Below are 20,187 nucleotides of genomic sequence, written 5' to 3' on the forward strand. Positions count from 1 at the left end.
GGGGAGTTGAGGTGAAAGCTCAATGGTAACATTAAGGCCGATGCTGCCAACATTAGTAGAAAGTATACCAGAGGGGTCCGACTGGGTATATGAGGCAAAATACGATGGCTTTCGAGCTTTACTTTACCTTTATGAAGATCGTATTGAACTTATAAGTAGAAACTTGAAGAACATATCCAACGCGTTTCCGGAAATTACGAAGGATATAAGAGCGAAAATTGATATTCTAAAATACCATCTTCCTTTAGTGTTAGATGGAGAAATTGTTATATTAGAATCACAATACCGGGCCAGCTTCGAAAAAATTCAAATTAGGGGGCGTTCAAAAAATGGAAGCAAGATTTTGACATTAGCAAACGATTTTCCTGCCCATTTTATCGCTTTTGATTTACTTATGATCAGCGGTGTTCCTATTATGGAAAAACCTTTGCAAAAAAGAAAAGAATCTCTATTGGATGTTTTTAATGAAATAGAGTTGCATTGCAATGGAAAACCAGGGTATGATTCCAAACTAAAGAATATTCAATTTTTTAATAGTAGTGAGGAAATTTGGAGGAAAATTGTCTTTGAAAACGGGGAAGGGATTGTAGCAAAGCGGATAAATAGCACGTGGGTTGAAGGAAGCAGGACATTGAATTGGCTGAAAGTAAAAAATTGGCGAAATGCGAATTTCTTTATCCTTTCTTTTGAGAAACAAAATGGATATTTCCATGTCGGATTGCTCAAAGGTGGCGCCATTTTTGATGCAGGCTTATTTCTTAACGGAATGAGTGAAGAGGAAATATTAGCCTTACAAAAAATTATCAAGGCAAATGCGGTGAAGGAGGACTCCCAGTTTATTTATATAAAGCCAAGTATTTGTGTTGAATTGTATTTTCTTGATTGGTACAAGGACAAAATCAGACAACCTCGGTTTTCACGGTTTCGATTAGATTTAACATGGGAGGCATGTACATGGGAAGAAGCACGGAAGCAATCAATGAACTTGTTATAGCGGACAAGTGTGTCCAACTGACAAATATAACAAAAGTACTATGGCCGTCCCGGGGGATTCGTAAAATTGATTTTTTAAATTATTTGTCTGTTGTTTCTCCTTACATGCTTCCTTATTTAAAAGACCGTTTATTAACAACGATTCGTTTCCCTGATGGCGTTCAAAAAGAAAAGTTTTACCAGAAAAATTGTCCAGATTACGCCCCGGACTTTGTTCAGTCATTTCATGAAGACGATACAGATTTTATTATTTGCCAAGATCAGGCAACTTTATTATGGCTGGGGAATCAATCCGCCATAGAATACCATATACCATTTTCTACTATTCATTCAAATAAACCATCGGAAATTGTGTTTGATTTGGATCCACCTTCACGCAGAGATTTCAAACTTGCTGTAGAGGCCGCCTTTTTGTTAAAAGAAGTGTTTAATAAATTACATTTAAAATCCTTCGTGAAAACGTCTGGAAATAAAGGACTGCAAATTTATATTCCTTTACCAGATGACACATTTACTTACGAGGATACGAGGGTTTTTACTGCTTTTGTTGCCCAATATTTAGTTGAAAAAGAGCCAAACTGGTTTACAACGGAAAGACTAAAATCAAAACGAGGGAATAGATTATACGTAGATTATATTCAGCACGCGGAAGGTAAAACAATTGTCGCTCCCTATTCTTTAAGAGGAAATGACGATGCACTGGCTGCGACACCGTTACAATGGGATGAAGTAAATGAAAAACTTCATCCAGATGCTTTTCCGATGGAATCGATAGAACGGAGACTAGAAGAAAAGGGCTGTCCCTTCAGGAAAGAATTTTTCGAAGCGAAACGGAGCCAACCTTTAAAGGTTGTCCTTGACCATTTGAGGCTGACATAATGATCATATTCAGCCTCTCTTGGTTTCAACGTTGGTTTCTATTTTCCTTCTACCATTAAAATAATTTGGAGTTCGCCAAGTTCATTTATTTCCACCGGTACACGAAAGGCACGTTCAAATCCATAAAGTTTGGAAGCTCCAACCATCACTGTTGGTGGAGTAATATCGATGTCTACGCCTTGTTGTGCAACAATTGTACATAGATTCCCCGCAAGCATATTTCCAAGTTCACCTGTAAATGATTGCAGCATTTCTCCTTCTAGAGGCATTCCAAACATGATTTCTCCAATTTTTCCAAAAATATTCGCTTTACTTTCAATTACTAATCGCCCTCTAACGTGGCCCACCATTCCGATAAGAACGCCAATCTCAGTTTGCTCCAAGGGTTCAGTCATAAGCGAAGGTTTTCCTATGCTAAGTGTAGTAGGGATAATTCCTCTAACTGATTCGATTGTTCCATTTAGTACATGAGTAATTTTCTCTCCAATAGACAGTGTAACCACCTCATTTTGCGATACATCGTATGTATTCGTGAATAGGTACATGATATCATAAAAACAGCAGGAGTAAATTACTAATCTATAACATTCACTAATTTTTAATTACATTGCAAAATTTTTACAATGTAATACTTTTATAAATCGGTTATAATAAAACTGCACAACAAACCTTCAAAACGTCGGTATTCTATCTAGAAACCGTTTATCAGCCTCTCTATTCTAGAGAGGTTTTTTTTGTCTAAAAAAATCAGTTATTGGAAATTATAGCTAGTAAATGAACGAAAGAAGAGGATCATTTATGGCTAAGATTGCATCAGTAGGTCTTTGTATACCTCCATATAAACTGACACAAGAAGCAACCGTTCAATTTGCTAGAGAAATGTTTCAAAATTCTTTTCAGGAAATAGAGCGCTTATTAAAAGTTTTTGAAAACGGGCAAATAAAGGAGCGGTATTTTTCGATGCCACTTGAATGGTTTTATGATGAACATTCATTTGCAGAAAAAAATAATATTTTTATCGAAAAAGCCGTCCAATTTGGAGTTAGCGCCATAAAGGAATGTCTAGAAAATCCAACCTGTCTAGAAAAACAAGTTCCCTATGAAGAAATTGATGCTATTTTCTTTATCTCTTCCAGTGGTTTATCTACTCCAAGTATTGAAGCTAGAATCATGAATAAATTGCCATTTCAAGAGCATTGTAAGCGTATTCCTATTTGGGGGTTAGGTTGTGCTGGAGGAGCTTCCGGACTTGCTAGAGCTTTTGAGTATTGCAAAGCATATCCAAAAGCCAAGGTTCTTGTTCTTTGTGTGGAGCTTTGCAGTTTAACCTTTCAAAAGGATGATCACTCTAAAAGCAATCTAGTGGGAACCTCATTATTTGCGGATGGTGTGGCCTGTGCCTTGGTTTGTGGACCAGAGGCTGCCCTCATAAGAAAAAATGACAATCAATATCTACCGGCTATTTTTGCGACTCAATCAACGTTAATGGCCGATTCTGAAAACGTAATGGGGTGGGATGTAAGGGATGAGGGCCTTTTTGTTATTTTTTCAAGAGATATTCCATCGATTGTGCGTACATGGGTGCGCGATAGTGTTGAAAAATTTATGATTGAGCAAAACCAATCTTTAAAGGAGATTCATCACTTTGTTGCACATCCCGGTGGTAAAAAAGTATTGGAAGCCTATGTTGATGCCTTGCGGTTACCTCCCGATAAAATCAAGATTCCTCTGGAAGTATTATCGAATTACGGGAATATGTCTTCGGCGACGATTTTTTATGTTCTAAAAAAATTTTTAGAAAGTCGGGCGCGTCAAGGGGAACTAGGGTTGGCTTGTGCAGTTGGGCCGGGTTTTAGTTCTGAATTTTTATTATTACGTTGGGAATAGAGGGATTATTGTATGTTTTTTATCATTTTTGTTTCATTGGTTATCCTACAAAGGGCTGTTGAACTTCGAATTGCCAAGAAAAATGAAGAATGGATGAAAGCAAATGGTGGATATGAAGTCGGAAATGGGCATTATAAATATATTGTTCTTGTCCATGTTCTGTTTTTTGTTTCATTAATGATGGAGGTGGTTTTATTAGAAAAATCGCTTTCAGCATTATGGATTTTGTTTTTACTATTTTTTACATTGGCACAAAGTTTACGGGTTTGGAGTTTATTGTCTTTAGGCCGTTTCTGGAATACAAAAATTATCATCGTATCAAATGTAAATATCATTTCAAAGGGACCATATAAATTCATTCGCCATCCCAATTATTTGGTAGTTGTTATTGAACTATTGGTGATTCCGCTCATGTTTAATGCCTTTTGGACAGCGCTTATTTTCACTTTATTAAATATGATTGTTTTAAGCATACGAATCCCAATTGAGGAAAAGGCACTAATAAGGGAAACTGATTATAAAGCCGTATTTCACCACCGTTCCAGATTTGCGCCGACGAGGGAACGTCTATAATAGAAATCTCGGACAAGATGTAAACGATTTCGATAATTTTATTGAAAATGGGTATCAATGGTGATAATATAAAAGTATCGGGATAATGATAATAATTATCACTATCAGTGTGGTATTAAATGGAATGGGTGGTGTTGTGAAATGGTATTCGCCTTTATTTCAGCTACATTTATAAGTTGTGGTTTTCTTATGTATTATATTCTGCGCAAAGTCGACCCGCGGACACGTTCTCATTAGATAAATTTTGTTGGTGGATGGGTAGGCTTGTTTTTTACATACTTATGATTCAATATTGAAAAAATTTTAAGACATGATAGAGTAGCATAGTGACGCTCTTCGTGTCTTTTTTGTACGACAAATTTCTTCCTTTTTGTGAAAAATAATTGAGCAATTGCCCGACAATTGATAACATAAAATAAAAAAGCAATGTTGCATAATAATGAGAGGAAAAATACCAACTATGATAGAAATGAATCGTTTAGCTGCACTTTATCTAGAATTACAGGAAAAAGGAGACACAGACAACGCTGAAAAAGTAAAGCAGCTTGTTGAAAAGGTAAAAAGCAATGAATTTATGATTGCATTTTGTGGTCACTTTTCTGCGGGAAAGTCGACAATGATGAATTACTTTATGGGTAAAGAAGTACTACCTTCGAGCCCGATTCCGACGAGTGCCAACCTCGTTAAAATTAAAAAAGGGAAAAGCTATGCGAGGGTTTACTATAAAGAAGGTGCTCCCGTTGAATTTCCAGCACCCTATGATTATGACGTCGTAAAAAGCTTTGCCAAAGATGGAGAAAATGTAGAAGCAATTGAAATTAGCGATGAAGATATCACGCTTCCAGAAGGTGTTTCTATTATGGATACACCGGGGATTGATTCCACTGATGATGCGCATCGCATCTCAACAGAATCCGCCCTCCATTTAGCAGATATCGTTTTATATGTAATGGATTATAACCATGTTCAATCTGAACTAAATTTTTCGTTTACAAAGACATTAAAGGACAGGGAAAAGCCAGTCTATTTAGTCATTAATATGATTGATAAGCATAATGAAGCTGAATTAAGCTTTGCTTCTTATAGAACCAGTGTCATTGAGGCATTTAAAAGCTGGGGCGTAAATATTGATGGTTTATTCTTTACATCGCTTAAAGATTTAAACCATCCACTGAACGAATACAGTAAGCTTGAGCAATTTTTGAAAAATCAAATTGATAATAAAGATGAACTCTTGCTTAACAATGTCATAAATTCTTCTAGACCGCTGATTGAAGATCACTTGCAGTACTTTGATCATGAACATGAGGAAGATCGTCAGGAGTTTGAATCGCAATTAGATGATTTAGAAGAAAATGAGCGGAAGCGGGTTCTTCAAGAAGTGGCTGAGCTCGATACAAGGAAAGAGACGTTACTGTATAAAAAAGATCATCTGAAAGAACAATTTGGCACTGGAATTAAGAAGATTATGGATAATGCCTATTTAATGCCGGCAACTACAAGGGATTTGGGTCATTCATTTGTAGAGGCATGTCAGACGGACTTTAAAGTAGGATTCTTATTCTCCAAAAAGAAAACGGAAGAAGAAAGAAAAGCTAGATTACAAGCTTTTTATGAAAGTATTAAAAAACAAGTCGAAGCACAGCTTGATTGGCATCTGAAAGATTTTACTGTGAAATTTTTCAAGGAAAATAATATTGAAAATGAAGCGTTTATAAATACTATTTTTGAAGAATTAACAGTAGAGTTTGGTCCGGATTTGTTGGAAGGCGCCATTAAAAAAGGCGCGGGCTTAACCGGTGAATATATTTTAAATTATACAAATGATGTTTCCAATGAGATCAAACGCCTCTATAGAAATCGGGCGATGGATAAGTTTGAGGAAGGCGCAGTTTTCATTAATGCCGTGATTGACCGTGAATTAACTGAAGTCGAAGCTAAATTAGCTAATTATACTCAATATAAACAGGCGGTTGATGGATTAAAGGGACTGCAACAGAAAAGAGATCATCTAGAGAATGCTTTGTTAAATCTTTTGTCTGAGCCGCTTGAGTCTAATGTTTTGGAAAAAACGGATACCTGGTTAAAGCAATTTAAACAAGTTAAACCAACAATCGAAATAAAGCAAATGGAAATGGTCCAAAAAGAATCAACAGAGACTAAAACTGAAGTGGATGAGCAGCAAGTTCAAATTGTTGAAAATGTTGTAAACGAGCCAGTTCTTTCAAGTGAAAGCTTTAATGTTAAAGAACGTTTGCAAGAAACAGTAAATAAATTGAAAACAGCCATTGGTTCCTTAAATGGAATTAAGGGTATTCATACACTTGCTAGTGATATGGCGGCAAAAGCCAATCGCTTGCATGATCATCGTTTTACAGTAGCTTTATTTGGAGCTTTCAGTGCTGGAAAATCATCTTTTGCCAATGCGTTGATTGGTGAAAAACTATTGCCTGTTTCTCCGAATCCAACAACAGCAACCATTAATAAAATATTGCCGGCAAGTAAGGAACATCCACATGGAACGGTTTTGGTAAAAATCAAAACGAAAGAGCAAATCTTTAAAGATGTGGAGCAGTCCCTTGCGTTATTCCAAAAGAAATGCCATTCCATGGAGGATGCTCTTTCCGTCATCAATTCATTATCATATGAAGGAAACGATCCGAAGGAGAAGCCGCACTATTCGTTTTTGAAGGCAGTTCATATCGGCTATGATTTTATTGCCGAACATTTAGGCGAAATCTTAACGGTCGATTTGAAAGCCTTTGAAGATTATGTTGCCAAAGAAGAAAAATCATGTTTTGTTGAATGGATTGAGCTTTATTATGATTGCCCATTGACAGAGCAAGGGATTACATTGGTAGATACGCCGGGGGCTGATTCAATAAATGCGCGCCATACTGGAGTTGCTTTTGAATACATCAAAAATGCCGATGCCATTTTGTTTGTAACGTATTACAATCATGCCTTCTCTAGAGCAGACCGCGAGTTTTTAATTCAACTGGGCCGTGTTAAGGAAGCTTTTGAAATGGACAAGATGTTCTTCGTCGTGAATGCCGCTGACTTAGCAAAGTCTGAAGAAGAATTAAAAATAGTAGTTGATTATGTTGGCGATGAGTTGAAGAAATTCGGCATTCGCTTCCCGAGGATTTATCCGTTATCTAGTAAGCTTGCGCTTGATGAAAAGCTGCAAACGAAGGAAGGTCAACCTGTTTCTGGAGAATCGAAAATTGATATATTTGAACAGGCATTCCACTCCTTTATTATGAATGACTTAGTGGAAATTTCGATTCAAACAGCACATGAAGATTTGAAGCGCTCTGTTGCTTCACTTACTAATATTATTATGACTGCAAAAGAAAGCGATGAAGTAAAACAACAAAAACGTCTTAAGGCCGAACAAGCAAAGCAGCAAATGCTTGATCATCTTCAGGCTAGAGAGTTTAAAGTTGAGGAGCGCTCATTAGCACAGGAAATCGAAGAGCTGCTATATTATGTCGCTCAACGTATTTTCTTCCGCTTTAATGATTTTTATAATGAAGCCTTTAATCCATCCTCACTTCGGGATGATGGACGTGACTTGAAAAAGGCCATTCAAGGCTGCTTGGATGAACTTGTTGTAAGTATCGGCTTTGACTTATCACAAGAGATGCGGGCGACATCACTCAGGGTCGAAAACCATCTAAACAAATTGTTAAAAGAAGTACATGTGAATGTTGAATCCATGATAGATGGTATTCATCCGATTCCATTGTTACCAATTGAAGCGCGTCACTTTGAAACAATGGAGTTTGCGAATGCGTTTGAAAATCTATCACGTGATCCTTTTAAATCTGTGTTATCCATCTTTAAAGGGCCAAAATCCTTCTTCGAACAAGGCGGTAAGATGAAAATGAAGGAAGAGTTGGAACGCTTACTGAAAGAGCCTGTACATTCTTATATCGAACAGCAGACGGCCCAATTTGGAGATGTTTACCAGTCCTATTTACAACAGCATGTAGGAGAGGTTATTACTGGAGTTACAGTAGAAGTGGATGATTATTTTGATGGCTATTTTGCAGCACTATCAGAAACGATTGATATTGAAAAGTTAGAAAGTGCAAAGGCGCAAATTCAAGCAATTATTTAAGAGTTTATAAGATTGCTAGCTTTGGATGAATAGATGAAGATAGTCCGTATAAGGATAGAGCGCTTGGTAAAGTACTTATACGGACTATTGCCTTCCATACACTAATACACAAGGGGAAGCTGAACATGGTAGAAGCAAACAATGAAGACTACAAAAATTCAGAGCGTTTTATAAGTGCATTTAATACGATTTCCAGTGAAATCGAAAAAATAGTAGATGCCCGTGGTCATGTTCCGTTTTATCGTTTAGTCGATATGGCAAAGAAAAAAAACGGTTTAATCATGGCCTATAAAGATGACTTGAAGGAATTGTCCGAGCTTAGAAATGCAATTGTCCACGGTCGTTACTATCCGGCTTTAACGATTGCTGAGCCCCATCTTTCAGTAGTTGAATTAGTTGAAAAAATTGCTGCCGAATTATCAAAACCAAAAACAATTATTCCGTTTTTTGCCCGCAAGGTAAAAACATTTCAAAAGTCAGATCATTTAACTGAAGTGTTAAAAACGATTAAAAAACATGGCTATTCCCAATTCCCAGTCTACGATAACGAGAAGTTTGCCGGACTTTTAACAAACCAAGGAATTACGATGTGGATTTCCCAAAACATTGACAAAGGCCCGGTCGAAAATTGTTTAGATGCCAATTTAGGCGATGTCATGTCTTTTGAAAAAATTAAAAGAAATTATATCTTTATGAACAAGGACCAAACGATTTACGATGTTCGTGAAAAGTTTTTAAACCATTTCGATACCTTTGCCACAAGGCTAGAGGCGGTATTAATTACTGAAAATGGACATTCAGATGAAGAATTGCTCGGATTAGCAACACCTTTTGATATGGTGCGGATTCCGTTTTTAACGTAAACTTTTATAAATCAGGCCACAATGTTTTGGACATTGTGGCCTGATTTTGTCATTTGGCTTTTCATTTATTTAGATAATTTTTTATTCAATAACACATACAGTGCAGACATATCCTCTTCGCCAAGCTCATTTTCAATAGCATCTTTAAGAATATCCGTCAACTGTGTTCCAATCGGCAATTCCATATTTACACTATCTGCCATTTCCTCAGCGAGCCGCATATCCTTATGCAATAGCTTAATCGCAAATCCTGCTTCAAATTGGTTTTTCGCAATAAAATTATTATAATGGCGGTCATAAATACGGCTTTGAGCATAGCTATTATTCAAAATAGTAAATAGCAGATCTAGGTCAACTCCCATTTTTTTGCCTAACGTAACAGCTTCACTCACGGCCTGTGTATGGAATGCTACCATTAAATTATTAATCAGCTTAACAACAGAGCCACTGCCAGTATCTCCGATATGATAAATATTTTCTCCCATCACATTAAACAGCGGGAGGACTTTATCAAAAATATCTTTTTTTCCGCCAACCATAATTGTCAATGTACCATCTGCTGCACCGAAATTTCCGCCGCTGATCGGTGCATCCAAAAACTCAATGCCTTTTGCACTAGCAGCCTTTGCAATTTTTTCATTTAACCCTGGTGCAACCGTACTATGGTCCACTAAAATTAAGCCTTCATGGCCGTTTTCAATTAAACCCTCTTCACCGAAATAAATATTTTCAACATCGACAGGAAGTGGAAGGCAAGTTAAAATCACATCGAGCTCCCTAGCCATTTCGGCAACGGACATTCCAATCTTACCGCCTGCTTGGGTAAAAAGATCTTCTTTCCCGTTGCTGCGATTTTTCCCAACTACATCATAACCTGCTTTTACTAAATTTTTTGCCATTGGTAAACCCATATTCCCAAGTCCAATAAAACCGACTTTCATGTATACATATCCCCTTTACTAGTAAAAAAACTTGTGCAACTATTACAAAAATCACTTTATTAATACTGTTATATAATATTTTTCGCTTTAAAAATTGATAATCCTCCAATTTTTTAGAGGAAGTTTGACATCTTTGGTGAATATTAAAATTATGAAAGTTTTTTGTACATATTAGCTTTTTCATATAAAATAATTATTATAATAGAAAGTTATTGAACAAAGGGGAGACAGACAGTGAGTGTACATCACGAAATAAGCAAGCATTCTGAAAATCAGCATTACGTAGTAAGTAGGTTTGCAGAGTTAGACCAGCTAAGAGAAGCATACATAGAAAAAGCTTTAGAATTGTGTAAAAAAGGGGAGCCATTTTCAACAGATGAAATTAATGCAGTTACAAAGGAAATGAATGAGTTAGGGAAAAGAGGGATTGTGACCTCCTTACCGGTAAGAAAGCTCGTTACAGTTGAAATGGTGAAGGAGTATGTTGCAAAAATAGCAAAATAAAAGGATGGTAGGGGAGTGGAGAAGTTTGAAAAATATAGTGAATGTAGATTGGCTTTATGAAAATCTAGGGGATCCATCAATACGCATCATCGATTGTCGGTTTGTTTTAGGAAACCCAGGACATAGCCTTGGTTTATATGTAAAAGAACACATCTCCGGTGCATTTTATTTTGATCTAGAAAAAGACCTAGCAAGTCAAGCAAAAGAACATGGCGGTAGACATCCAATGCCAGAATTGGACCGTCTTATAGATAAACTTGGAGCAGCAGGCATTGATGCAAACACGAAAGTCATCGCCTACGATGACCAAGGCGGCATGATGGCATCACGCTTTTGGTGGTTACTTAAATATTTAGGCCATGACCAAGTGTATATTTTGGATGGTGGTATGCGTAAATGGGTAGAAAAAGGTTATCCCGTTACAGATGAAATTCCTTCTGCTCCACGCAAGGAATTTCAGGCAAGCATTCAACATAACCTGTTAAGCAGCGTGGAAAAAGTAAAGGGAAATATTGAAACAAAAAAAGCATACCTCATTGATTCTCGAGTAGAAGATCGCTATGCAGGTCAAAATGAAACAATTGATAAAAAAGCAGGACATATCCCTGGTGCTTTAAATTATTTCTGGAAAGATTGCATCAATGAACAAAACGAGTGGAAACCACTCGCTGAATTAAAAGAAAGATTCAAGCGTTTTAAAAACGATGATCAAATTATCGTTTATTGTGGATCTGGAGTATCTGCCTGTCCAAATATTGTTGCCTTGAATGAATTAGGATTTGAAAATGTAAGGCTTTATATTGGAAGCTGGAGCGATTGGATTACATACACTGATAATCCAATTGCTGTTGGAATGGAAGCATAAAAAGAATAATAGATTTGAGAGAGGCTGACTCATAAAGGACGGAATCCCATAGTAATGTGGATTTTACGTCGTTTACTAGAGTCAGCTTTTTTATTTTAGTAAAGAAGAATCACCCTGAACTGGAAGAAAAATGACATTGAACGTCTTGTTGAAAAGTTGTTTAATATAACTTGTGAGGCACGACAGTGACTTAAATCTAACTAAACAACGTGCTGATAAACAAATCATTCATGATGAAGTAACTAGTTGCCTGTTGAATTGTAAATGAGCTGGAAATGAGTTACTATTGAATGCGTGATTCAAAAATGTTTTACTAGTATAGTAAGTTTTGAAGTTAGTAGAGAAGCTCACCAATGATAGATAAAAAGAAAACAAGTGAGAACATTATAAAACCACATCAGGAGGAATTCATACATGTCAAACCAACCAAAAATGAAAAAAGTTCTTAATGTGATGACAACTGCAGCATTAGTAGGTGGCGTAGTTGCACCAATCGTAGCACCAATCACTGCAAATGCAGCAAACAGCACGAACTTAGTAGATAAAGTATTACATGTAGATTCAGATTATTCAACTCCAACTGGAGCATCAGCAAATAATCTAATCATCAAAGAAGATGATGTGAATTTTGCGACTAATGATACATTCCGTTTAACATTACCAGCAGGTGTGAAATGGATCGATACAGAGTATGAAGGAAAAACGTTTACTGGCAAAAATGGAGAAAAATTTGCAGTAGTTCAAGTAACAGATCAAGATTTAGAATTAAAAGTTGATGGTACTTGGAGTGGTACAGGATCTGTTTCAGTTCCAATGTTCTTTGAAGTAGACGGAGCTGAAGGAGAATTAAAAGTAACACTTGACGCAAAAGGTTCATCATTAACATCAGGCCAATATACATTTGCAGTCGTATCTAATGGTGATACTGCAACAACAGTTTCAGAAGTAAAAACAATTGGTGATGGAGATGCCATTGGCACAATCCGCATTGATGAATTAGCACTAGGTGCAATGGAAGCAGGTAAAGTGACATTAACATTACCAACAAACTTTAAATGGACTGGAACACCTGCTGCAAGCTTCGGTAAAGCAGAGGTTGACCCAAATAACGATAGAAAAGTAACAATTACAGTAGATGCTGCAGATCTTTCAACAACTAAACTAAATACGTTATATATTTCTGGCTTAGCAATCGATGCTGACAAAGATGCAGCTTATGGTGACATTGAAGTACAAGTATCTGGTGATGGAATTACAGACCAAGATATCGTTGTAGCAAAATATGCGGACTATAGCTCTGCACTTTCATTAGAAGATGAAGTGCCAACATTAGTAGCTGGTCGTGACAACACAGACAAGGACGATTTAGAAACAGCAGAAATTCTTATTAAAGAAGATGTCGCTGGTTCATGGTTAGCAAACCGTGACGTTCAAATCGAATTCCCATCATGGGTAAAAGTTGTAGGTGTAGACGTAACTGGAGTTAAAAACTTTAAAGATGCAGACGCTGAAGCAACACTACAAGACGCATTTAATAAAGAAGTAGCAAAAGGCGACAGCAACGAAATCGAATTAAGCTCATTACCAGCAGGTGATGGCAAACGTGAAATGAAAGTGAAGTTCTATGTATCTACAAAAGCAGATGCACAAGGTGACATCACAGCGAAATTCAGCGGTAAAGCCGGCATTAACGGAGATCTAGTAGTAGCTAAAGCTGTAGCACCAGTTAGCGTAGACATCGCTAAAGCTAACGTAAAAACAGGTATTAAAAACCAAGCTATCGGTGATATTACAGTAACAGAAGCAGCGAAAGGTGCGTTAGTTCAAGATGGTAAAGTTGAACTTCGTCTAACTGATGGAGTAAAATTCAGCGAGAAGCCAGAAGTAAAAGTTGTTGAAGGCAACCTAGACATCGATGAAGATTCAATTTCTTATGATAACGGTGTACTTTCCTTTACAATCGATTCTGAAAGCACACGTGCAAGTAAAATCCAAATTTCTGGCGTAAAGTTAGACCTTGACCGTGCAGTTCCACAAGGTGATATTGATGTTGAAGTGGGCGGTAATGCATTAGTTCAGAACGCTGACTTAGATAAAAATATGACAAGTGGTGAATTCGACAAAAACTACGTTGTGAAGAAAGCAATCGCAACAGTGGTAACACCAGCAGACGGTAACGCACGTGTAGGTGAAGTCGTATTCAAAGTTGGACAAACAACTTACACTGAAGCAGGCGTAGAAAAAACAATGGACGTAGCACCATTCATCGAAGCTTCACGCACATACCTACCAGTTCGTTTTGTAGCGAAATCTGTAGGTGTTGAAGGAAGCAACATCCTATTTGATGAAGCAACACGTCAAGTAACAATTATTAAAGGTGACCGCATTGCCCAATTAACAATCGGTAGCAACATCTTAACAGTTAACGGTGCACAAATTAAGATGGATACAAAAGCACAAGTAGTAAATGGCCGTACAGTTCTTCCACTACGTGCAGTGGCAACAGCATTAGGTGCACAAGTAGATTGGAACGAAGCTAGTCAATCTGTAACTGTAAAATAATAATTCTTTAAACTAAAGGGAGAGATCATAATGGTCTCTTTCTTTTTTGATTAGACAAAGAAAATATTAATGTGGTCAATTGGAAATCATGAATTTATGCGGACAAACAAGAAGATAGTCTCACCTCCCCGAAATGACCAGATGTTTATTTGTGTCCATAAAAAACTTGCCTAAAAACAAAAAGATAGTTCAATTACTTACTGGTTGGCTAATGGAATATTACTATAATTTCCTTATAAGGAATAATCAATCTAATATGGAAGTTAAATGACGTTGAACGTCTAGTTGAAAAGTAGTTTAATATAACTTGTGAGGCACGACAGTGACATGAATCGAACTGAAAATACGTGCTAAAAAACAAATCAATCATGAAGAAGTAACTTGGTGCCTGTTGAACTGTAAATGAACTGGAAATGAGTTACTATTGAATGTGTGATTTAAAAATGTTTTACTAGTATAGTAAGTTTTGAAGTTAGTAGAGAAGCTCACTAATGATAGATAAAAAGAAAACAAGTGAGAACATTATAAAACCACATCAGGAGGAATTCATACATGTCAAACCAACCAAAAATGAAAAAAGTTCTTAATGTGATGACAACTGCAGCATTAGTAGGTGGCGTAGTTGCACCAATCGTAGCACCAATCACTGCAAATGCAGCAAACAGCACGAACTTAGTAGATAAAGTATTACATGTAGATTCAGATTATTCAACTCCAACTGGAGCATCAGCAAATAATCTAATCATCAAAGAAGATGATGTGAATTTTGCGACTAATGATACATTCCGTTTAACATTACCAGCAGGTGTGAAATGGATCGATACAGAGTATGAAGGAAAAACGTTTACTGGCAAAAATGGAGAAAAATTTGCAGTAGTTCAAGTAACAGATCAAGATTTAGAATTAAAAGTTGATGGTACTTGGAGTGGTACAGGATCTGTTTCAGTTCCAATGTTCTTTGAAGTAGACGGAGCTGAAGGAGAATTAAAAGTAACACTTGACGCAAAAGGTTCATCATTAACATCAGGCCAATATACATTTGCAGTCGTATCTAATGGTGATACTGCAACAACAGTTTCAGAAGTAAAAACAATTGGTGATGGAGATGCCATTGGCACAATCCGCATTGATGAATTAGCACTAGGTGCAATGGAAGCAGGTAAAGTGACATTAACATTACCAACAAACTTTAAATGGACTGGAACACCTGCTGCAAGCTTCGGTAAAGCAGAGGTTGACCCAAATAACGATAGAAAAGTAACAATTACAGTAGATGCTGCAGATCTTTCAACAACTAAACTAAATACGTTATATATTTCTGGCTTAGCAATCGATGCTGACAAAGATGCAGCTTATGGTGACATTGAAGTACAAGTATCTGGTGATGGAATTACAGACCAAGATATCGTTGTAGCAAAATATGCGGACTATAGCTCTGCACTTTCATTAGAAGATGAAGTGCCAACATTAGTAGCTGGTCGTGACAACACAGACAAGGACGATTTAGAAACAGCAGAAATTCTTATTAAAGAAGATGTCGCTGGTTCATGGTTAGCAAACCGTGACGTTCAAATCGAATTCCCATCATGGGTAAAAGTTGTAGGTGTAGACGTAACTGGAGTTAAAAACTTTAAAGATGCAGACGCTGAAGCAACACTACAAGACGCATTTAATAAAGAAGTAGCAAAAGGCGACAGCAACGAAATCGAATTAAGCTCATTACCAGCAGGTGATGGCAAACGTGAAATGAAAGTGAAGTTCTATGTATCTACAAAAGCAGATGCACAAGGTGACATCACAGCGAAATTCAGCGGTAAAGCCGGCATTAACGGAGATCTAGTAGTAGCTAAAGCTGTAGCACCAGTTAGCGTAGACATCGCTAAAGCTAACGTAAAAACAGGTATTAAAAACCAAGCTATCGGTGATATTACAGTAACAGAAGCAGCGAAAGGTGCGTTAGTTCAAGATGGTAAAGTTGAACTTCGTCTAACTGATGGAGTAAAATTCAGCGAGAAGCCAGAAGTAAAAGTTGTTGAAGGCAACCTAGACATCGATGAAGATTCAATTTCTTATGATAACGGTGTACTTTCCTTTACAATCGATTCTGAAAGCACACGTGCAAGTAAAATCCAAATTTCTGGCGTAAAGTTAGACCTTGACCGTGCAGTTCCACAAGGTGATATTGATGTTGAAGTGGGCGGTAATGCATTAGTTCAGAACGCTGACTTAGATAAAAATATGACAAGTGGTGAATTCGACAAAAACTACGTTGTGAAGAAAGCAATCGCAACAGTGGTAACACCAGCAGACGGTAACGCACGTGTAGGTGAAGTCGTATTCAAAGTTGGACAAACAACTTACACTGAAGCAGGCGTAGAAAAAACAATGGACGTAGCACCATTCATCGAAGCTTCACGCACATACCTACCAGTTCGTTTTGTAGCGAAATCTGTAGGTGTTGAAGGAAGCAACATCCTATTTGATGAAGCAACACGTCAAGTAACAATTATTAAAGGTGACCGCATTGCCCAATTAACAATCGGTAGCAACATCTTAACAGTTAACGGTGCACAAATTAAGATGGATACAAAAGCACAAGTAGTAAATGGCCGTACAGTTCTTCCACTACGTGCAGTGGCAACAGCATTAGGTGCACAAGTAGATTGGAACGAAGCTAACCAAACTGTAACTGTAAAATAATAATACTTTAAACTAGAGGGGGGAGATCGTTATGATCTCTTCCTTTATTTTTGGTGTCATCCCTTATGAATTCTTGAGAAATTTAATGGAACTGGAAGCCCATTTCTGCTGTGTTCCATTAGCAGAATATCGTAGTTAGAGGTTATTTAGATAGTTGGTTAGGGTAAAGAAGAAAAAACATCCTTATCTGGAAGAAAAGTGACATTGAACGTCTCGCAGAAAAGTAGTTTAATATAACTTGTGAGGCACGACAGTGGCTTAAATTAAACTTAAATAACGTGCTGATAACTGAATCAAACATGAAGAAGTAACTTGTTGCCTGCTGAACTGTAAATGAACTGGAAATGAGTTACTATTGAATGTGTGATTCAAAAATGCTTTACTAGTATAGTAAGTTTTAAGGATAGTTAACAAGCTCACTTATAATAGAAAAAAAGAAAATAAGTGAGAACATAATAAAACCACATCAGGAGGAATTCATTCATGTCAAACCAACCAAAAATGAAAAAAGTTCTTAACGTGATGACAACTGCAGCATTAGTAGGTGGCGTGGTAGCACCAATCGTAGCGCCAATCACTGCAAATGCAGCAAACAGCACAAACTTAGTAGATAAGGTAGTACATGTAGATAATGATTATAAAACAGGTGATACAGCAACAAATAATATTATCATCAAAGAAGATGATGTAAACTTTGCATCTGACGATACATTTCGTTTAACATTACCAGCAGGAGTTAAATGGATAAAAGAAAAATATGCAGATCCAATAAAAGGAACTGATGGAGCACAATTTGATGTAGTACAAGTAACAGACCAAGATTTAGAATTAAAAATTGCCGGAGAACGTACCAACTTATCTAAAGCTGAAGTAAAAGTTCCAATGTACTTCGAAGTGGACGGGGCAGAAGGTGAATTAAAGGTAACACTTGATTCAAAAGGATCAACATTAACTTCAGGTCAATACACATTTGCGGTCGTATCTAATGGTGATACTGCAACAACAGTATCAGATGTGAAAACAATCGGTGATGGCGATGAAATCGGCACAATCCGCATTGATGAATTAGCATTAAAATCTATGGAAACTGGTAAAGTGACATTAACATTGCCAACAAAGTTTAAGTGGGAAACAAAACCAACAGTAACTCTTGGTAATAAGACAATTGATGCAAATGATGTAACTATTACAGATAATAAATTAACAATAACAGTAGGCGATGGATTCCTTGCAACTGATAAGCTAAATACAATGTATATTTCAGGTTTATCAATTAATGCTGATAAAGATGCAACTTACGGTGATATTGAAATTCAAGTATCTGGCGATGGCATTACAGACCAGGATATCGTTGTAGCAAAATACGCTGATTACAGCTCAGAAGTATCAGTGAAAGACGAAGCTCCAACATTAGTAGCAGGACGCAACAACGCTGATACAAAAGATTTAAAAACAGCTGAAGTATTAGTAAAAGAAAATGTAGTAGGTTCATGGTTATCAAACCGCGACGTACAAATTGAATTCCCATCATGGGCAAAAGTTGTAGGATATGAAATTTCCGGTGTAAAAGGATTTGAAGCAGGAGCTGAAGATGCACTTAAAGCAAAATTCAACACAGAAATCAAAGGTGACAGCAACGAAATCGAATTAAATGCACTACCCGGAGCAGCAACTGGCAAAACACGTGAATTCAAGGTGAAATTCTACGTATCAACAAAAGCTGATGCGCAAGGGGATATCACTGCGAAATTCAGCGGAAAAGCTGGCATTGATGGTGAAGTAGTTGTAGCTAAAGCTGTAGCACCAGTAAAGGTTGAAGTAGCAAAAGCTGACGTAAAAACAGGTATCAAAAATCAAGCAATTGGTAACATCACATTAACTGAAGCAGCGAAAGGTGCGTTAGTGAAAGATGGTACAGTTCAACTTCGTTTAACAGATGGCGTGAAATTTAGCGAAAAGCCAGAAGTAAAAGTAGTAGATGGTAACCTAGACATCGATCAAGATTCAATTAACGCGGATAATGGTGTATTATCATTCCAAGTTAAATCTGAAAGCACACGTGCAAGTAAGATTGAAATTTCAGGTGTGAAATTAGACCTTGACCGTGCAGTAGCACAAGGTGACATCGAAGCAGAGGTTGGCGGTAGCGCATTAGTTCAAAATGCTGACCAAGCAACTGGTACTGCATTTGTAGGAAGTTTCCAAATTGGACATAAGAATTATGCTCCAGAAGCTCCAGCAGCAGATGTAAACTATTTTGATTTAACAAATTCTTCAATCGAAGTTGGTGAATTCGACAAAAACTTCGTTGCGAAGAAAGCAATCGCAACAGTGGTAACACCAGCAGACGGTAACGCACGTGTAGGTGAAGTCGTATTCAAAGTTGGACAAACAACTTACACTGAAGCAGGCGTAGAAAAAACAATGGACGTAGCACCATTCATCGAAGCTTCACGCACATACCTACCAGTTCGTTTTGTAGCGAAATCTGTAGGTGTTGAAGGAAGCAACATCCTATTTGATGAAGCAACACGTCAAGTAACAATTATTAAAGGTGACCGCATTGCCCAATTAACAATTGGAAGCAACATCTTAAAGCTTAACGGTGCTCAAATCAAAATGGATACAAAAGCACAAATTGTAAATGGCCGTACAGTTCTTCCATTACGTGCTGTAGCAACAGCATTAGGTGCACAAGTAGATTGGAACGAAGCTAGCCAAACTGTAACTGTAAAATAATATATAGTTAGAATTTCCCTAAGAGTCCAGCTTATTCTGGACTCTTTTTGTTATGTTTTCCCACCTCTAAGATTGAAGAAAAATCGAATACTAAAAGAGAACGATATTTTTTAGGAGGGAAAGACAATGGGCAGATCCAAAAATGCAAATCCAAATGCGATGAGAAACAACAACGCAAAACGGATGGAGGAACGTTCTCGAATTGAAAAATTGGGATCCTATGCTGAACAGGAACTTGAAAAATTAGAAAGCCACCAAATTAAGAAATAACTACATGTATTGGCAAAGAACTATATTTGCAATATAGCGTTTTCTTCGATATAATAAAAGTAACCTACGATGTTAGTGACTCTACTGTGTCTAAAACCGATGCTATTTTTAAGGGAGTTCTACATTTTGACCCTGACGTCAAGCCTTGTCCATTGCGACATGAGGAAGATGAAATGGTTAATGCGAACACCCACCTGCGAGAGCGGGTTTTTTAGGCATACAGGGCACGGCATATGTGGGGGTTATAAACACAAAACAAAACCTCGGCTATTCATAGCCGAGGTT

The 20,187-nt window shown here is 37.2% G+C and carries 14 protein-coding genes and 1 other RNA gene; 13 read left to right on the top strand and 2 right to left on the bottom strand.

The window, feature by feature from the left end:
* Nucleotides 1-22: 22 nt before the first annotated feature.
* The gene (ligD, locus tag ACNQFZ_RS19030) at nucleotides 23-994 is read left to right on the top strand and encodes a non-homologous end-joining DNA ligase (protein ID WP_458412880.1); all 972 of its coding nucleotides are present in this window, start codon (nucleotides 23-25) and stop codon (nucleotides 992-994) included.
* Nucleotides 955-1,872, top strand: coding sequence for a non-homologous end-joining DNA ligase (gene ligD / locus ACNQFZ_RS19035; RefSeq protein WP_458412881.1), 918 nt, complete (start codon nucleotides 955-957; stop codon nucleotides 1,870-1,872). Before ligD (ACNQFZ_RS19030) ends, ligD (ACNQFZ_RS19035) begins: the two co-directional genes overlap by 40 nt.
* Before the next feature lie 38 nt (nucleotides 1,873-1,910).
* Here the strand turns inward: ligD (ACNQFZ_RS19035) and ACNQFZ_RS19040 are convergent, their stop codons facing one another.
* The gene (locus tag ACNQFZ_RS19040; RefSeq protein ID WP_458415448.1) at nucleotides 1,911-2,366 is read right to left on the bottom strand and encodes a chemotaxis protein CheX; all 456 of its coding nucleotides are present in this window, start codon (nucleotides 2,364-2,366) and stop codon (nucleotides 1,911-1,913) included.
* Between the two features lie 304 nt (nucleotides 2,367-2,670).
* Between ACNQFZ_RS19040 and ACNQFZ_RS19045 the strand changes: the two genes are divergently transcribed.
* The 4 genes from ACNQFZ_RS19045 (at nucleotide 2,671) to ACNQFZ_RS19060 (ending at nucleotide 9,321) form a co-directional block, all read left to right on the top strand.
* The gene (locus ACNQFZ_RS19045) at nucleotides 2,671-3,759 is read left to right on the top strand and encodes a type III polyketide synthase (RefSeq protein ID WP_458412882.1); all 1,089 of its coding nucleotides are present in this window, start codon (nucleotides 2,671-2,673) and stop codon (nucleotides 3,757-3,759) included.
* 12 nt (nucleotides 3,760-3,771) lie between these two features.
* On the top strand, nucleotides 3,772-4,332 hold the full coding sequence (locus ACNQFZ_RS19050) for an isoprenylcysteine carboxyl methyltransferase family protein (RefSeq protein ID WP_458412883.1): 561 nt from the start codon (nucleotides 3,772-3,774) through the stop codon (nucleotides 4,330-4,332).
* Nucleotides 4,333-4,792: 460 nt separating this feature from the next.
* Nucleotides 4,793-8,458 (top strand): dynamin family protein, encoded by a 3,666-nt coding sequence (locus tag ACNQFZ_RS19055; RefSeq protein WP_458412884.1) that lies wholly within the window; start codon nucleotides 4,793-4,795, stop codon nucleotides 8,456-8,458.
* Between the two features lie 125 nt (nucleotides 8,459-8,583).
* Nucleotides 8,584-9,321, top strand: a complete 738-nt coding sequence (locus tag ACNQFZ_RS19060; protein ID WP_458412885.1) for a CBS domain-containing protein — start codon at nucleotides 8,584-8,586, stop codon at nucleotides 9,319-9,321.
* A 65-nt stretch (nucleotides 9,322-9,386) separates the two neighbouring features.
* On the opposite strand, the gene ACNQFZ_RS19065 is transcribed toward ACNQFZ_RS19060, so the two are convergent.
* Nucleotides 9,387-10,262 (bottom strand): NAD(P)-dependent oxidoreductase, encoded by an 876-nt coding sequence (locus ACNQFZ_RS19065; RefSeq protein WP_458412886.1) that lies wholly within the window; start codon nucleotides 10,260-10,262, stop codon nucleotides 9,387-9,389.
* A gap of 234 nt (nucleotides 10,263-10,496) precedes the next feature.
* Between ACNQFZ_RS19065 and ACNQFZ_RS19070 the strand changes: the two genes are divergently transcribed.
* The 7 genes from ACNQFZ_RS19070 (at nucleotide 10,497) to ssrS (ending at nucleotide 20,148) form a co-directional block, all read left to right on the top strand.
* Nucleotides 10,497-10,766 carry a YpbS family protein gene (locus tag ACNQFZ_RS19070; protein ID WP_458412887.1) on the top strand — a complete coding sequence of 90 codons (270 nt, stop codon included), beginning with the start codon at nucleotides 10,497-10,499 and terminating at the stop codon, nucleotides 10,764-10,766.
* Nucleotides 10,767-10,791: 25 nt separating this feature from the next.
* The gene (locus ACNQFZ_RS19075; RefSeq protein WP_458412888.1) at nucleotides 10,792-11,631 is read left to right on the top strand and encodes a sulfurtransferase; all 840 of its coding nucleotides are present in this window, start codon (nucleotides 10,792-10,794) and stop codon (nucleotides 11,629-11,631) included.
* 414 nt (nucleotides 11,632-12,045) lie between these two features.
* Nucleotides 12,046-14,193, top strand: a complete 2,148-nt coding sequence (locus ACNQFZ_RS19080; protein WP_458412889.1) for a copper amine oxidase N-terminal domain-containing protein — start codon at nucleotides 12,046-12,048, stop codon at nucleotides 14,191-14,193.
* 552 nt (nucleotides 14,194-14,745) lie between these two features.
* Nucleotides 14,746-16,893, top strand: coding sequence for a copper amine oxidase N-terminal domain-containing protein (locus ACNQFZ_RS19085; protein WP_458412890.1), 2,148 nt, complete (start codon nucleotides 14,746-14,748; stop codon nucleotides 16,891-16,893).
* Nucleotides 16,894-17,376: 483 nt separating this feature from the next.
* On the top strand, nucleotides 17,377-19,632 hold the full coding sequence (locus ACNQFZ_RS19090; RefSeq protein WP_458412891.1) for a copper amine oxidase N-terminal domain-containing protein: 2,256 nt from the start codon (nucleotides 17,377-17,379) through the stop codon (nucleotides 19,630-19,632).
* A 126-nt stretch (nucleotides 19,633-19,758) separates the two neighbouring features.
* Nucleotides 19,759-19,902, top strand: coding sequence for a hypothetical protein (locus ACNQFZ_RS19095; RefSeq protein ID WP_458412892.1), 144 nt, complete (start codon nucleotides 19,759-19,761; stop codon nucleotides 19,900-19,902).
* 58 nt (nucleotides 19,903-19,960) lie between these two features.
* A non-coding RNA gene (gene ssrS / locus ACNQFZ_RS19100) (6S RNA) lies at nucleotides 19,961-20,148 on the top strand.
* The last annotated feature ends 39 nt before the right edge of the window (nucleotides 20,149-20,187 follow it).

The organism is Schinkia acidoalkalinis (genome assembly GCF_054301215.1).